General features: G+C 50.8%; 1 rRNA gene. It reads right to left on the reverse strand.

Annotated features, from left to right (window positions below):
- Window positions 1-1,077: ribosomal RNA gene (locus BMX34_RS09565) — 23S ribosomal RNA — on the reverse strand; the annotation flags it as partial.
- Window positions 1,078-1,134 lie beyond the last annotated feature (57 nt).

Below are 1,134 nucleotides of genomic sequence, written 5' to 3' on the forward strand. Positions count from 1 at the left end.
AGCCAACCTCCTAGTTGTCTAGGCAACCCCACATCCTTTGCCACTTAACAGTAATTTAGGGACCTTAGCTGGTGGGCTGGGCTGTTTCCCTTTCGACTACGGATCTTAGCACTCGCAGTCTGACTCCCAAAGATACGTCTATGGCATTCGGAGTTTATCTGGATTCAGTAAGTCGATAGACCCCCTAGTCCAAACAGTGCTCTACCTCCACGACGCTTACTTTGAGGCTATACCTAAATATATTTCGGAGAGAACCAGCTATCTCCAAGTTCGATTGGAATTTCTCCGCTACCCACACGTCATCCGAACACTTTTCAACGTGTTTCGGTTCGGTCCTCCAGTGTGTTTCACCACACCTTCAACCTGCACATGGGTAGGTCACTTGGTTTCGGGTCGATAACACCTGACTGTCGCCCTCTTCAGACTCGCTTTCGCTACGGCTCCGTTTCTTCAACTTAACCTTGCCAACTATCATCACTCGCCGGTCCATTCTACAAAAGGTACGCCATCACCCCTTAACGGGCTCTGACTACTTGTAAGCACACGGTTTCAGGTTCTTTTCACTCCCCTCCCGGGGTGCTTTTCACCTTTCCCTCACGGTACTGGTTCACTATCGGTCACTAGGGAGTATTTAGCCTTACCAGATGGTCCTGGTCGCTTCCGACGGGATTTCTCGTGTCCCGCCGTACTCAGGATCCTCCCGGGGAGGTTACAGTTTCACCTACGGGGTTCTCACCCTCTTTGACTGACTTTCCCAAGTCATTCGGTTACTGCGTCCTCTCCCGTATGGGAGTCCTACTACCCCATGGTGCATGCACCATGGTTTGGGCTCTTCCCCGTTCGCTCGCCGCTACTTAGGGAATCGATCTTTCTTTCTCTTCCTGCAGGTACTTAGATGTTTCAGTTCTCTGCGTTTACCTCACTTGCGTGTCACAACCTTCAGTTGTGGGGTTCCCCCATTCGGAAATCTCCGGATCAAAGCTTACTTACAGCTCCCCGAAGCATATCGGTGTTCGTCCCGTCCTTCATCGGCTCCTAGTGCCAAGGCATTCACCGTGCGCCCTTGGTTACTTAACCACTCTTTCGCGCTCTTAGTTTGTTATACTTTCGTACAACTCGGTTTATTTCTCGGTT

This window comes from Ignavigranum ruoffiae, from assembly GCF_900110675.1.
Lineage (GTDB): Bacteria > Bacillota > Bacilli > Lactobacillales > Aerococcaceae > Ignavigranum > Ignavigranum ruoffiae.